Source organism: Janthinobacterium sp. TND4EL3 (assembly GCF_900156175.1).
Classification (GTDB): domain Bacteria; phylum Pseudomonadota; class Gammaproteobacteria; order Burkholderiales; family Burkholderiaceae_D; genus Janthinobacterium.
This window is the reverse complement of the sequence record NZ_FTMV01000010.1, coordinates 127510-142485: the sequence shown is the minus strand read 5'-3', so window position 1 is coordinate 142485 and position 14976 is coordinate 127510. Positions and strand designations below refer to the sequence as shown.

Sequence of the window (14976 nt, the reverse complement as noted above, 5' to 3'; positions counted from 1 at the left end):
GCCGGCGTGCGGGCACGCCGGCAGATACGGCTTACATGAAGTGGTAGTTGGCGCTGACGCGGAAGTAGCGGCCTTGACCGTTGTGCAACTGGCTGTTGAAGCCTTCAACTGGGTAACGTGGATCGTATGGCGCTTTCACGTCAAAGACGTTCTTGACGTTGAACGACAAGGTCATGTCCTTGAAACCCGTGTACGAGTACGACAGATTGGTCGTGGTCCAGCTCTTCACGTCGCAGCTCGTGATGTAGTTGCTGAACTTCGGCAAGCCGCCCAGGCCGTATGCGGTCGAAGGCTGGCCCGTGCCGTACTGGCAGTATGGCTTGTCGTAGACCACGTCATTGTCGCTGCGACGCAGCAACGATACCGGACCAACGAAATCGACCGAAGTGGTCAGCGAGTGATCGCCACGGGTCCAGTTGACGGACATGTTGGCACGGTTCTTCGGATTGTCGCCCACGGACGTAGCCCAGTCGGACAAACCGCCTGCCGAGCCCGCGGTGTTGGCCGCGACCTCGCCTGGACGCTCAGCGCGCTTGAAGCTGATCAGATAGCTCCAGTTCAGGTTGGCGGTCAGACGGCCCAGGTCACCCAGCGACTTGCGGAAGGCGACTTCAAAGTCCACGCCCTTCACTTCGGTGCTACCCTGGTTCACATACGAACGGTTGACTTGATAGATCGGACCGGTATTGGCGATCGGATTGCCCTTGCTATCCACCAGCTGGTTGGCCGGATTGCTGTCGCGCACAACGCTGGTCGGGTAGCGGTCGGCGTGTTCGATCATGTACTGCGCGCTGAACAAGGCGGTCTCGTCGACTTTCTTGATGCGGTAGTAGTCGATCAGCACGTCGATGTCCTTGGTCGGTGCCAGGATCAGACCCAGCGAGTAGCTCTTCGACGTTTCAGGACGCAGGTCAGGCGTTGCCGCCGACAGGCTGGAAATACCCTTGGCGCAGTCGCTCTTGTCCGCGCCGGGGACTGGATTGACACCATCCGGGCAGCGCAGCGAATCCGTGACGGTCTGGAACGACTGCACGCCGCCTGGCGACACTTGCGTCAGCGCAGGAGCACGGAAACCTTCGGCGTAGGTGCTGCGGATGGCAACTTGATCATTGACAGTCAGCTTGCCGCCCACTTTCGGCACGAAGTTACCCTTCAGGTTAGGGTATTTGTCGTAACGGCCTGCAAAGTCCGTCTCGAAGTTCTTGGTCCATGGCGTGCGCACTTCAAAGAAGGCGGAGCTGACCTTGCGCTCGCCATCGGCGATCGAGTTGGCCAGGCCGACGATTTCACCGCGCTGGGTCGCCATGTCCGGCGTCAGGCCAATCTTTTCTTGACGGAATTCAGCACCGAATGCCACGCCAACCTGGCCGCCGCCCAGCTGGCCGAAGGCAGTACTGGCTTTGGCGTCGACTTGGGCAACCTGGGCAAAACCACGGTTGGTCAGGTCACGCGTGACGGTAGGATCGGCGTTGATCTGGGCCAGGGTCAAGCCTTGAGTCATGACTTTTTCCAGGGTCGGGCGGTAAAGCTGGCCAAACCACTGCTCTTCGCGCTCGGCGCGATTCCACAGGAGACCCGTTTCCCAATCCCATTCGCCGACGGTGCCACGCAAACCGGCCAGCACGCGGTAGGTTTCGTTGGTGTTGGCTGCGCCGCCAGGAGCGCTGACGCGGTAGCCGACTGCAGCGCGCTGCGTCGGGAACGGATTGTCAGGGTGGCCTACAGGCAAGATCAACTGGAATTGCTGCGGAGCAGCGTCACGCAGGAAGACCGTCGAAGCCGACACGCTGCGGAATGCCGTCGGCACGCGCAGGTAGGTACGCTCCGAACGGCTATAGCCCACTTCCGCAAACGCGGTCATGTTCGGCGTGATTTCATACGTGGCGCGCGACAGCACGTTGGCGTCCTTGCCTTCGCTTTGCGCTTCCGAATAATCGTTGGTATTGAAGTTACAGAAGGTACGGCCGACCAGCGTATCGGTTGCGGACAGGTTATGCAGCACGCGATCACCCGTGATCTGCTCCGAGACGGGGCAATCGAGACGATTCTTGACCAGGTCGCGCAAGGCATAGGTATTGGCGAAGTTCTTGCCACCTGGCGTACGCTCGGCATAGAAGAAAGGCGACGTGGTCAGGCTGCTCGCAAACGGGTTCAGGCGGCCGTTGATGTCCGCGTACATGCCTTTTTCGACATCGTTGACGTTCTTGATCAGAGTACTGTCGCGCTTGGCAACGTCAAAGCTGACGAATGCATTGAAACGGTCCTTGCCGAAACCGAAGATACCACTGAGGTTTTGGCGGGCGAACTCGCCATCATCGTTGGCACTGATGCTGGCAGTCATTTCAGCACCAGTGTAGTTGGTCTTGGTAATGAAGTTGACCACACCGGCAATCGCGTCGGAGCCGTACACAGCCGAGGCGCCATCCTTGAACACTTCAACGCGTTCAATCGCGGAAACCGGGATACTGTTCAAGTCATACACTGCCGATTTGCCCTGGTTCGGGTCAGCATAAGCGGATGCCGTGATGCGGCGGCCGTTCAACAGGACCAGTGTGGACGACGAGCCCAGGCCACGCAGGGAAGCCGTGGCCGCACCGCGCGAGAAACCGCCGTCGATCACGTCCACCGAGGAGCCCGAGCCGAAGGCCGGGATCGAATGCAGCAGTTCAGCGACGGTGTTGGCGCCAGTCGCGGCGATCTGCTTGGCGTTGAGGGTCTGGATCGGGGAAGAACCTTCCTTTTCGGAACGTTTAATGTTCGATCCGGTCACCAGCACCTTTTGCACAGCGGGGTCGGTGGAAACCTCTTGCGCAATCGCCACCATGTGGGACGATGCCAGCGTAAGTGCTACGGCAACAACACTACGTTTCAATACAATTTTCTTAACCAATTTTTTTTCTCCGTACAAGCCACTCTCACAGCTTGCTTATGTGCAACTGACTGTTGACCAAGGAATTGTGGGTTCAATTCTCCTGGCAACCCGAGCTAGGACCGCCGTTCACCCCCCGGCTTGTTTTACAAAATGTGATGGACATTTTGCCTAGTGGATACACTAGAACATTTCTTTCAATAAACTGCAAATTTATCTACTCAAGTTACACTTAATTACAACAGTAAGGATTTTCTTCACATCTGCGTGGCAGGAACGAGGCAGTGACAGGCGCGCGGCGCGCGGCCAGGGGAGGCGGAATGGCGTGGCCATACACACAAACAGGGACTGTGACGGCTATCGATACAGGAGACATTGCAAGCCTTCCAGTTGAGCATGCGACTGCAACATTGTCAATCATGAAAGCCAATTTCACACCGTTGCTTGCGAAATAAAACAACACCTGTCAGCGGCGCGAAGGACGGCTGGTGGCGCATGTACCGGGCCTGCGCACAAGGCTCAACGGGGCGCAGCCGGCAGGTGCCCTGTCAGTTGCGGCAAGGCAATCGACGGCACGTAAAAGGGATACACGACAACACGGCACTATTTCCCATTTACCATGCAAGCCACAAATTCGGGGATTTCATAAAAACAATAATCCGGATCGCGCCATTAACATGCACAAACCTGGCACATGCCTGCACCATCACGATGCAAAAAATCCCTGTTACGGCAATACAGGGCAGACAAGAGCCACTCTTGTATTACATCCGGCGAGAGAGTTAATACCAAAAATACGCAATGCGTATATGTTTATTCTCGCATTACGCATAAGGCGGCATTTTTGAAATGTCGCGCACGCAGTACTTTATAAAACAGTTGAATTTGTATATGGACTGCGTTGCCATTGAGTAACTGGCAGAAAATTGGATATCAGTGCAATTTTATAAAACAGCTGACCGGAATGAAAATGGCCGTCTCGCTCTCCACTGCGGCAACGGTTTCGCTGGCGGCGTCCCGGACACCGCACCGCACGGATGAACGTCAACCGTTCCAGGATCGGCCCCGCCAGTTCAGTCCGGCCATGACCGGTGCCTGGACATGCGGGTAAAATAGCACCCTGATGCCCTTGCGCGGCACGACACACTCTCCGCTAGATACGGAGCCCGGCAATTTTTAAAAAATACACACCATGTTGCGACTCAACGAAGTAAAACTCCCCCTCGAACACGACGAAGCGGCCCTGCCCGCCGCCATCCTGGCGCGCCTCGGCATCGCCGCTGCCGACCTGATCGGCTTTACCGTCTTCAAGCGCAGCTATGACGCGCGCAAGCGCAGCGCCGTGGTGTTGATTTACTCGCTGCACGTCGAGGTCAAGAATGAAGCGGCCGTGCTGGCGCGCCTGCAGCACGATGTGCACCTGATGCCAGCGCCCGACACCGACTACAAATTCGTTGCTGGTGGCGAACAGCTGGCTGGCCACACCAGTGAAGCGCGCCCCATCGTCATCGGCACGGGCCCCTGCGGCCTGTTCGTGGCGCTGATCCTGGCGCAGATGGGCTTGCGCCCCCTCATCCTGGAACGGGGCAAGCAGGTGCGCGAACGCACGGTCGACACCTTCGGCTTTTGGCGCAAGCGTGAACTGAACCCGGAATCGAACGTCCAGTTCGGCGAAGGCGGCGCCGGCACCTTTTCGGACGGCAAGCTGTACAGCCAGATCAAGGACCCGAAACACTATGGCCGCAAGGTGCTGACGGAATTCGTCAAGGCCGGCGCGCCGGAAGAAATCATGTATGTAAGCAAGCCGCACATCGGCACCTTCCGCCTCGTCAAGATGGTCGAAGAGATGCGCGCCAATATCGAGCAGCTGGGCGGCGAATACCGCTTCGAGAGCAAGGTGGTCGATCTCGACATCGTGCCCGGCCCGGACGGCGGCCAGGTGCGCGGCGTGGTGCTGGCCAATGGCGAAACCATCGCCAGCAACCACGTCGTGCTGGCCATCGGCCACAGCGCGCGCGACACCTTTGAAATGCTGCACAAGCGCGGCGTGTACATCGAGGCGAAACCATTCTCGATCGGTTTCCGCGTGGAACATCCGCAATCCTTGATCGACAGCTGCCGCTTCGGCCCCAGCGCCGGCCACCCGATTCTGGGTGCGGCCGACTACAAGCTGGTGCACCACGCCAGCAATGGCCGCTCCGTCTACAGCTTCTGCATGTGCCCGGGCGGCACGGTGGTGGCAGCCGCCTCCGAACCGGGCCGCCTGGTGACGAACGGCATGAGCCAGTATTCGCGCAACGAGCGCAACGCCAACAGCGCCATCGTCGTCGGCATCACGCCGGCCGACTACCCGGGCGACCCGCTGGCCGGCATCGCCCTGCAGCGCGAACTGGAAGAACGCGCGTTCGCCCTCGGCGGCGGCAACTACGATGCCCCAGGGCAATTGGTCGGCGATTTCGTGGCTGGCCGCGCCTCGACCGAGTTTGGCAGCGTGATTCCCTCCTACAAGCCGGCCGTGCACCTGACGGACCTGGCGCCGTCCCTGCCCGAGTACGCGATCACGGCCCTGCGCGAAGCGTTTCCGGCATTCAACAAGCAGATCAAGGGCTATTACAAAGCAGACGCCGTGCTGACGGGCGTGGAAACGCGCACCTCGTCGCCGATCCGCATCAAGCGCCGCGACGATGACCTGCAAAGCCTGAACACGCGGGGCCTGTTCCCCGCCGGCGAAGGGGCCGGCTACGCGGGCGGCATCCTGTCGGCAGCCGTCGACGGCATCAAGGTGGCCGAAGCGGTGGCCCTGTCGATGGCCGCGCGCGGCTAGGCAGCGCGCCAACGGCCCCCTGCGGGCCTGCCATGAAAAAAGCCGGACCCTGTGAGGGGTCCGGCCAGTTGTCGCAGGCATTCGATGGCGCCCCGGAGAGGCGCCATCGTGTGCTTAGAAGGTGTACTTCAAGCCTCCCGAGAACGAGCGGCCTACTGCGCCGGCAAAGTCCAGCGGGTTGTAGGACACTGCACCATAGGTCAGCGGATCAAGCGGTGCGCGTTTGTCAAACAGGTTCTGCACCGTGCCGAACAGCTCCATCTTGTCGCTGATCTTGTAGCGGGCATTCAAGTCGACGCTGGTGAACGAAGCCAGTTCGCAACCTGCCGGCGCATCTTCGCCGTTGGCGTAGTGGAAAGCGCAGCCTTCGGGATCGTTCTTGAAGTTGGTGTTTTTCAAGGCGCCGCGGTAGTTTGCAGTGCCCGAGACACGCAACTTATTGAGCTCCCAGGTCAGGCCCAGATTGACACGGTTGTCAGGCGTTCCCATGCAGTTACTCACATCGCAATTGCCGTGGGTACCCGCAAAGTCACGCGAGGTGCCATCTTTTTCCGTGCGCGTGAACGTGAACAGGTGCGTCCACTTCGCATCGAAAGTCAGCTTGCCGTAACCTGCGCCCAGGTCGAAACCTTGACGGAAGTCCAGGTCGACACCGCGTACCTTCGTCTGCGCCGAGTTCACATAGTTCGCCAGTACGGCCGTGATGGCGCCCGGGTCGCCAGGAATACCGGCCTGCGCGGTCGATGGATCGCGCGCCACATGGCCGGCGGCAATTGCCGCGTCCGTCTGTTCCTGGTTGATCTCGTTGGTACGCTTGATCTGCCAGAAGTCCACCGTCAGGTTGGTCTTAGGCAATGGATCCCACACGAAGCCGATATTCGAACTCTTCGATTTTTCCGGCGACAAATTAGGATTCGGCGAGGTAATGATGGCAATCGAAGCGGCCGAGCAGGCGGTCGTCACGCCCAATGCGCAACGCAGCGGATCGCTGGCCGACGAAAATGCCGCCAGGCCGCCCTTGCCGTTTTCCGCAGCGCTCGGCGCGCGGAAACCCTTGGCGAAGGAACCGCGCACGGCAAATTCCTTGACCGGGATCCATTTCAAGCCCACCTTTGGCGTATAGGCATTGCCGACATCGGAAAAATGGTCGGCGCGGACGGCGCCCGACAGTTCGACGCCCTTCCATACCGGCGCCACCAGCTCCGTATACGCAGCCGTGACACTGCGGCTGCCTTCGTACGCCGAATAGCCCAGGCCGACAATATTACCCTTGTCCGTGCCCGCCGTCGGCGCCAGTTCGGTCGATTCGTGGCGGTATTCCGCACCGACGGCGATGCCCAGCGCGCCCCCCGGCAAGGCCATCAGCTCGCGCGATGCCTTGAAGTCGATCTGCGACATTTTGGTCGTTGCATCGTTGGATATTTTCGGCGCCAGGGCAGCGTACAAGGCGGCCGAGTTCAAGCCCGCATTTTCGCCGATGCGCCAGTAGCTACCTGCAGGCAACGCCGCATATGCGGGGTTGTTCTTCGCGGCGGCCACGTTCGCCGCTGTCGGGTTAAGCAATGCAAACATCACGTCGCGCTGCAGATAGCCGGAGCGGTCGTTGGACACCTTGTTTTGCGAATACAGCAGGGCCGTGTCGAAGTCCCATCCGGCGGCGCTGCCTTTCAGGCCGGCGACGAAGCGGGTGAACGTCGAATCGATATTGCTGACGCGAGGGCCAAGATCGGCCGCCAGGTAGCGGAAGCGCGCCGCGGTGCCAAAGTATGGATTGTCAGGATGGTTGGCGCCCAAGGCCACGGCTGCATTGCTGACAGGACCGCCCGGGTAGCCGACGCTGCCGCTGATACCGGTCGGTGTCGTGGACGAAGACGATTGGCTGGTGAAATAGTTCGCTTCGGTATACGCCTGCACGTCCGAATTCAGCTGGAAGGTGCCGCGCAGGAAGACGTTGCCCGTTTCCTGGCTCGGCTGCATCTGGCTGTACATTTGCGGTGCGTCAATCAGGCAACCGCCGCCTGGATCGCCTTGCGGATGTTTGGTGAAGTTGGAGCAGGCAGCGCCAGGGAAGGTGCGCGTAAAACCGACGCCGTTCAGGTTGCCGCGGTTGTAGTAATCAAGCGTCGTCGGATTGCGCACGTTGCCGTTGATTGCACTGCCTGCGGCATTGTTCCCCGTAATGGCACCCGTACCGCCGAGCGCCTGTTGCGCATCAAAACCGTACTGGCGCAAATCCGAAGCGCCAATATAGCCACGGTCGGAGCGGTCGCGGTTCCAGATGGCATTTTTCTTGCCATATTCGGCACTCATGACCACGTTGTACTTGTCAGCGACGATATCGCCAAAGCCATGCGTCACGGCCAGGCGCACATCGGCGCCATCGCTATAACCGGTCTGTCCATAGCTGGCCTTCAGGGTGGTTCCCTGAAAATCGCTGCGCAAAATGATATTCACCACGCCTGCGATAGCATCGGAGCCGTAAATTGCCGAAGCCCCGTCCTTCAGAATCTCGACGCGTTCCACAGCATCGGCGGGAATGATATTCAAGTCGGAAAAGACCTTTTGACCGTCATCTGCCAGACCGTATGGCGCGATGCGTCGGCCATTGAGCAGCACCAGCGTGGAAGCGGTGCCCAGGCCACGCAGGGAAATGCCCGATGCGCCGGCGGCAAAACCATTGCCGAAGCTGGTAGGAACCGACCCCTGGTTATCGACCGCCAGCGTCTGCAGCAATTCCGCCACAGTCGACTTACCCGATTTTTCGATATCTGCCCGGTTCAGGGTTTGAACAGGAGAAACACCTTCAGCCTGCGCGCGGCGAATATTCGACCCGGTGATCTCCACCCGTTGTACAGTAGGAGATGCAGGTGCGGTCTCTTGTGCGAGTACTGGCTGAGCCAGCACGCCAATGGCAATCCCTGAAAACATCAGGCGCACAGAGCGAGATAATACGGTCTCTTTAAGCATTGTTATATCCTTGAATAAAGCAAATTTAAGAAAGCCGTCATCGTTTGGATGAAGGTTAATACATTGAAACTCCAACTATCGGTCTTCGTACAGGTATGGTTCAGCTCTCAATACAGCATTCGACCGACATGTGCCGAAACAGCCGGAAGGTGTCTTGCGGCACCCTGCCAACCCTGCTGTAACTTTACAAATGCTTTGTTACAAGCTGAGAAATTTCATCAAAACATGACGTAAATTCAGTGTCAATAATTGAATTTCCAATTTATACATAGAAACAACACTCGCGCCCGTTTTCACAAATATGCCTGCGCGTATTTGACGAATGATGCCATTTAGCAATACATTGAAGAGGGAAACGATGACGGCCCAGACGACACAGGCGCCTTCAGTGGGTCAGCGGCAGCCTGATATGAATATGGCAGCCGGGAGTGGCATCGACGGCGCTGATCTGGCCGCCCAGTTGCTGCACGATGGTATAGACGATGTGCATGCCCAGGCCGGAGCCGCCCTGGCCCCGCTTGGTGGTGAAAAACGGTTCAAACATATGCTCGCGCACGGCTGGCGCCAGGCCGACGCCGTCGTCGGAAAACTCCAGCAGCAGCCATGGCGCACCGGCATCGGGCGCCTCGATGCGCGCGCGTATGGTGATGCGCCCCGGCCCGCCATGCGGATAGCCGTGGCGCGCACTGTTCATCAACAGGTTCGAGAGGATTTGCGACAGCTTGCCGGCAGCCAGGCGCACCTGGCAATCGGGGGCGATATCGAGTTCCACGCCCAGCGCCGCCTTGCGCAGTTCCGGGCTGTGCGCCGACACCAGGCCGTGCACATAGTCATGCAGCGCCAGGTCGGCCACGTATTCGCTGACCTGGTCGACGGCCAGCTGCTTGAAATTGCCGATCAGGTCGGCAGCGCGCGCCAGGTTGCGTTCGATCAAGGCCGCCGCGCCCTTGAGTGCCTCGGCAATGTCGATCAGCTCGGCACGGCTGACCTTGGCACCGCCCAGCAACTGCACCAGCTGGTCGGCATAGCTGCCCATGCTCGACGCGGCCGTCAGCGCCACGCCGATGGGCGTATTGACTTCATGCGACACGCCCGCCACCAGCGAACCGAGGGCCGCCATCTGCTCCTGCTCGATCAGGTTGGCCTGCGCCGCCAGCAGCGATTCCGTGCGCACGCGCACGATTTCTTCCAGTTGCTGGGTACGTTCCTGGTGCTGCAGCTCGGCCGCGCTGCGGGCCGAAAAGATCGACAGCAGCAGCAAGGCCAGCAAGCGCTTGTTTTCATCGATGGGACGCGTATCGATGGCCGACAGGATGCCCAGGGTGCGGCCCTCGGTATCGATCAGCGGCATGCCCACATAGCTTTCCGCATGCATGTCGACCAGGAGGGTATCGAGTGGAAAGCGACGCTGGATATCGCTGCCGTGAAAACACATGCTCTGGCACGTCACATCCTGGCACGGCGTGTGCTGCAGGCTGTATTCGATGTTGGGCTGGTAGCCGTCGCCGCCCCACAGGGCCAGGGTGCGGATGCCTTCGCTGCCATCGTCCATGCTGATCAGGCGCCCGGCAATGACGTATTTGACATCGAGCGCTTCGGCCAGGTCCTTGACGAGGATGCGCAGGAAGTCGTCGCCGCGGGCGCGCGCCGTCGATGCCGTAATCGAGCGCAAGGCCGCTTCCGCCAGGGTACGCCGCTGCTCGGGATCGAACAGGGGTTCTTGCGAATTCACATCAAACAACGGAATACTCATGAATGCTCCTGCGCAGCACGGAAAGCGCAGGCACGGCTGCCGGCGCGGCGATCCTCAGCAAGGGCCCGAGTCAACGGACTTGCCGCGATTGTACCCCCGGCTATTGCTTAATAATACAGAACTGCGCAAATTTTTAGGCTCTGTCTCCGTTAAGCAGGGGATTACCAGGAATCTTGCTTCGCCCCGGCTGTCTGACATTCCCACACCTGACGGTGACATAGCCAATTTTTATAGCCAGCCGGAACGCTTGAACAGGTAATACATGTAACCGCAGACACAGCTCATCAGTCCCACGGCCACGGGATAGCCATATTGCCAGTCCAGTTCCGGCATGAACTTGAAGTTCATGCCCCATACGCCGGCAAACGCCGTGAAGACGGCGAAAATAGCCGCCCAGGCCGCCAGCTGCTTGTTCACTTCGCTCTCATCGATGGCCACCATCGACAGATTCACCTGGATGGCCGTGCTGATGGTGTCGCGGATGGTGTCGAGCGTGCCGTTGATGCGCGCCAGATGGTCGTGCACGTCGCGGAAATACTCCTGGGTATCGTGGCACAGGGGCGGCACCCGCCCGCCGTGCAACTTGCCCACCGCTTCCATCAGGGGCGCCACCACGTGGCGCAAGACCATGACCTTGCGCTTGAGCTGGTACAGGCGTTCGATATTGTCGCGCTCGGTGCCGCGGTCGAAGATGCGGTCCTCGATCAGTTCCAGCTCCGACTCCAGGGCGTCGAGCACGGGAAAGTAACGGTCGACCACGGCGTCCATCAATGCATACAGGACGAAGGCGGAACCCTGGCGCAGCAGGTGCGGTTCGCGCTCGGCGCGCGCGCGGACACCGAGGAAACCTTGCGAACTGTTGCTGCGCGACGAGAGCACGTAATTGGCGCCAACGAAAATGTCGACTTCGCCCAGCACCAGATCGTTCTCGACCATTTCCACGGTTTTGACGACGGCAAACAGGGAATCGCCATATTCCTCGATCTTCGGGCGCTGGTGACCGCGCTGCGCATCCTCGACCGCCAGTTCGTGCAGGCAAAACTCGTGCTGCATCTGTTTCAGCTCATCCGGCGTGGCGTCGAGCAGGGCGACCCAGACGAAGCAGTCGGGCCGCTCCACGTAGTCGCTGATATCGTCAATCGGCAAGTCGGCCAGTTTTTTGCCATCCTGGTAGGCCACGCAGTTAATCAGCATACAATTCCACAATGAAAGTTAAAACCGGACGAAACCATCCGGCAAGCGCCAGCTTACCTGATTGCCTGCCTTCATTGTGCTTTGTCGCGTACAACTGACGCCGCGCCGACGCCGGACGCTGTGTCAGTCGTCCTTGGCGCCGTCGATGCCCAGTTCGGAAATCTTGCGCGTGATCGTGTTGCGGCCTATGCCCAGGCGCACGGCCGCGTCGTTCTTGCGCCCATGCGTATGCTTGAGCGCCGTCTTGATCAGGGCCGACTCGAATTGCCGACCCAGCACGGCCATGACTTCCTGCTGCCCCGCGCCCAGCATGCCGGCCGCCTGCAGCTCCAGCAGGCCGATCCAGCCCGGCGGCGCGCCGTTGACGGGCGCGGCCGCCTCGAAGACCTGGCCGCCATGCGGGTGAGCAACATTCGCTGGCGCCACGTCAGCGGACACCGCCGTGGCCGCGCCATCGCCCTGCCCCTGCGTCAATTCCAGCGGCAAATCCTTGATTTCCACCGTCTGGCCCGGCGCCATGACGGTGATCCAGTTGCACAGGTTTTCCAGCTGGCGCACGTTCCCGGGCAAATCGAGGTTGCTGAGAAATTGCATCGTCGGTTCGCTCATGCGCTTCGCTTCCACGCCCAGCTGGCGCGCGCTTTGCACCAGGAAGTGGCGCACCAGGATGGGGATATCCTCGCGCCGCTCCCGCAAACTGGGCAGGCGCAAACGGATCACGTTCAGGCGGTGATACAAGTCTTCGCGGAACAGGCCGTCGCGCACGCGCTGCTCCAGGTTCTGGTGCGTGGCCGTAATGACGCGCACGTTCGCCTTCATGGGCTGGTGGCCGCCGACGCGGTAAAAATGCCCGTCGGACAGCACGCGCAGCAAGCGCGTCTGCAGGTCGAACGGCATGTCGCCGATTTCATCGAGGAACAGGGTGCCGTTCTCGGCCTGCTCGAAGCGGCCCCGGCGCGTCGTCTGCGCGCCCGTAAACGCGCCCCGCTCGTGGCCGAACAGTTCCGATTCCAGCAAATCTTTCGGGATCGCCGCCGTGTTCAGGGCAATGAAAGGCTGCGCCGCACGCGGGCTGTGCTTGTGCAGCGCGCGCGCCACGAGTTCCTTGCCGGAACCGGATTCACCCGTGATGAGTACCGTCACGTTCGATTGCGACAGCCGGCCGATGGCGCGGAAGACTTCCTGCATGGCCGGCGCCTGGCCGAGGATTTCCGGCGTTTCCGACGGGCCCGACTCGACGCTCGTCTCGCGCAGGCTCTCTTCCAGCGCGCGACGGATCAGCTCGACGGCCTTGTCGATATCAAACGGCTTGGCCAGGTATTCGAAGGCGCCGCCCTGGAAGGCCGCGACGGCCGAATCGAGGTCGGAAAAGGCCGTAATAATGATGACCGGCAAGCCGGGAAAGCGCGACTTGACCGTCTGCAACAATTCCAGGCCGGATGCGCCCGGCATGCGGATATCGGACACGAGCACTTGCGGCGTGTCAAATTCCAGTGCGGCGATGGCGTCGCGCGCATTGGCAAAACTCTTGGTGGCGAGATTTTCCCGCGCCAGGGCTTTTTCCAGCACCCAGCGGATTGATTCGTCGTCGTCAACTATCCAGATTGGCTTCATTAGTGTGTGCGTCCCGCAATGGATTTCATGGGTGGGATACTGCCTCGCTTATGGCAAGGGGAGAACGATCCTGAAATCGGTGTATCCAGGCCGGCTTTCGCACTCGATCACGCCCAGGTGCTGTTGCACGAAGGTTTGCGCCAAGGTCAGTCCCAGCCCGCTGCCGCCTTCCCTGCCCGACACCAGCGGGTAGAAAATCCGGTCGCGGATCTGGGGTGCGATGCCCGGTCCATTGTCAATGATATGCAAGTCTAATGCCAGGTTGTAACGGACCTTGGCCAGGGTCACCTGGCGCGCCACGCGCGTCTTGAAAATCAGCTCCGCATCGCCCGCCTCGATGCGCTCGGCCAGCGCCTGCGCCGCGTTGTGCGCGATATTGAGCACCGTCTGTATCAATTGTTCCTTGTCGCCGCGGAACTCGGGAATCGAGGCGTCGTAATCGCGCGAAATGGTCAGTCCACTGGGAAATTCGGCCAGGATCAGGCTGCGCACCCGTTCGCACACTTCATGGATATTCACGTCGCCCACGATGTGCGGCCGGCGGTGCGGCGCCAGCAGGCGGTCGACCAGCGTTTGCAGGCGGTCCGCTTCCTTGATGATGACTTGCGTGTATTCGCGCAGCTCGCTCAGGTGCAGGGCCGGCAATTCCAGTTCCAGCAACTGGGCCGCGCCGCGGATGCCGCCCAGCGGGTTCTTGATTTCATGCGCCAGGTTGCGGATCAGTTCCTTGTTGACCTGGCTCTGGTCGAGAATGCGCTCCTCGCGGTCGAGTTTTAATTGCTGCACGTTTTCGCGCAGCTCGATCAGCACGCCGTCACGCGGCGCGTCGAGGGCGCTGACGATGCTGTGCACGCGCAGCGGCTCGCGCCCCAGGCGTTCCAGGCTCAGGTCCTGGCGCAAATCGGAAAATTTATGTTCGAGCGCCTGCGCGCAAATGCCCGCCAGCTCGTCGGGATTCAAAAACAGCGCCGTCAGCTTTTGCCGCGACAGGGCTTTGAGCGAGCTTTCCAGCAGGTTTTCCGCCGCCGCGTTGGCATAGCTGATGCGGCCGTCGCCGTCGAGCAGAATGACGGCTGAAGCGAGCAGATCAAGGCCGGCCAGGTGGGCGGGACGGCTGGAATGGTTGTCTAGTGTCATGTGCTTTACCGAATATTCGCGATCTCGCGTTTCAGGGCGTCTATATTTTGCTGCGTGCGGCTGATGTTGTCCTTCAACTGCGCCACCCGTTCCTGATATTTCGCATAGTTACGCTCATTACCCTGGCGCTCAGGTTGCCCGCCGTTAAACTCCATGCGCTGGGCAGCCAATTTCTGCTCTTCGCTGCGCAATTCGTCCTGCAGGATCTGGCGCCGATCCAGGTCGCGCGCGCGCTGCTCGGCGCCATCGACCCTGGGAAACGCGCCGGCGGCCGGAGCCGGCGTGCCCACCGCCTGCAGCGCTGGCCGCGCGGGGGCGCCGGCCAGCGGCGCCGTCTTGCGGGGCGGCTCCGTCATCGCGCCGGGCAAGTCGAGCAGCTTGCAGCCGGCGCCGGCCCGCTTGTCCGTGTACGTCTTGTGTCCCTGCGCATCGGCGCACACATACAACTGCCCGTGCGCCTGTGCCGCCGCGCCCAGCAACGCTGCCATCAGCGCCATTCTGTAATGCTTGGTCAATCTTCACTCCTGTCGGCTCTTGCCGCATCGATCCTGGGCCGACTATACAACACCGCACTGGCGCCGCATTGGCGCAAAGCATAAAAAAACGCGGGCAAGACCG

The 14976-nt window shown here is 60.5% G+C and carries 8 protein-coding genes; 1 reads left to right on the top strand and 7 read right to left on the bottom strand.

What is annotated here, in order from left to right:
- Window positions 1-31 precede the first annotated feature (31 nt).
- The gene (locus tag BXA07_RS16775; RefSeq protein ID WP_139335619.1) at window positions 32-2872 is read right to left on the bottom strand and encodes a TonB-dependent receptor plug domain-containing protein; all 2841 of its coding nucleotides are present in this window, start codon (window positions 2870-2872) and stop codon (window positions 32-34) included.
- 1189 nt (window positions 2873-4061) lie between these two features.
- Here BXA07_RS16775 and BXA07_RS16770 point away from each other — a divergent pair.
- The gene (locus BXA07_RS16770; protein ID WP_076569092.1) at window positions 4062-5693 is read left to right on the top strand and encodes an NAD(P)/FAD-dependent oxidoreductase; all 1632 of its coding nucleotides are present in this window, start codon (window positions 4062-4064) and stop codon (window positions 5691-5693) included.
- Window positions 5694-5807: 114 nt separating this feature from the next.
- Here BXA07_RS16770 and BXA07_RS16765 read toward each other — a convergent pair whose 3' ends face one another.
- The 6 genes from BXA07_RS16765 to BXA07_RS16740 form a co-directional block, all read right to left on the bottom strand.
- Window positions 5808-8621, bottom strand: coding sequence for a TonB-dependent receptor (locus tag BXA07_RS16765; protein ID WP_280175062.1), 2814 nt, complete (start codon window positions 8619-8621; stop codon window positions 5808-5810).
- Between the two features lie 424 nt (window positions 8622-9045).
- The gene (locus BXA07_RS16760; protein ID WP_076569089.1) at window positions 9046-10413 is read right to left on the bottom strand and encodes a GAF domain-containing sensor histidine kinase; all 1368 of its coding nucleotides are present in this window, start codon (window positions 10411-10413) and stop codon (window positions 9046-9048) included.
- A 228-nt stretch (window positions 10414-10641) separates the two neighbouring features.
- Window positions 10642-11607: a magnesium/cobalt transporter CorA gene (gene corA, locus BXA07_RS16755; protein WP_076569087.1), complete on the bottom strand. Its 966-nt coding sequence runs from the start codon at window positions 11605-11607 to the stop codon at window positions 10642-10644.
- A 123-nt stretch (window positions 11608-11730) separates the two neighbouring features.
- Window positions 11731-13221 carry a nitrogen regulation protein NR(I) gene (ntrC, locus tag BXA07_RS16750; protein WP_076569085.1) on the bottom strand — a complete coding sequence of 497 codons (1491 nt, stop codon included), beginning with the start codon at window positions 13219-13221 and terminating at the stop codon, window positions 11731-11733.
- A 48-nt stretch (window positions 13222-13269) separates the two neighbouring features.
- Window positions 13270-14358, bottom strand: a complete 1089-nt coding sequence (gene glnL / locus BXA07_RS16745) for a nitrogen regulation protein NR(II) (protein ID WP_058049184.1) — start codon at window positions 14356-14358, stop codon at window positions 13270-13272.
- Between the two features lie 5 nt (window positions 14359-14363).
- Window positions 14364-14846 carry a DUF4124 domain-containing protein gene (locus BXA07_RS16740; protein ID WP_076569227.1) on the bottom strand — a complete coding sequence of 161 codons (483 nt, stop codon included), beginning with the start codon at window positions 14844-14846 and terminating at the stop codon, window positions 14364-14366.
- Window positions 14847-14976: the final 130 nt, after the last annotated feature.